Genomic DNA, 274 nt, shown 5'->3' with positions numbered 1-274 from the left:
ACCGTCCAACCGCCAGCACAAGGTTGAGACTACTACGCACCTTGCCAATCCCAATTCAGCCCTGTGATCGCGGAAATCAATTACAGCAAGGTAACCACATCCGACAGAAGATTACCATTGCTTACGATTCATGCACGAAAAATTTTGCTCACTCCTTATCCTATTTTTATATAGCAGCTTATTTAGGGTAACATAACTTACTCATAATTCGTAAACTGACGTAATATTCTTTTTATTGCAATAAAAAACCCTTGCTTTTTACAGCAAAGGTTTC

The 274-nt window shown here is 39.1% G+C and carries 1 protein-coding gene; it reads left to right on the top strand.

Annotation, left to right across the window (positions count from 1 at the left end; translation table 11 throughout):
* On the top strand, positions 1-191 hold a 191-nt coding region (locus LKX83_RS32510), incomplete at its 5' end, for a hypothetical protein (RefSeq protein WP_227887411.1).
* Positions 192-274 lie beyond the last annotated feature (83 nt).

Origin of the sequence: Cohnella baijiui (assembly GCF_020731285.1) — a bacterium.
GTDB lineage: Bacteria > Bacillota > Bacilli > Paenibacillales > Paenibacillaceae > Cohnella.
The sequence above is the reverse complement of the archived record's forward strand: the minus strand, read 5'-3'. Positions and strand labels throughout refer to the sequence as shown.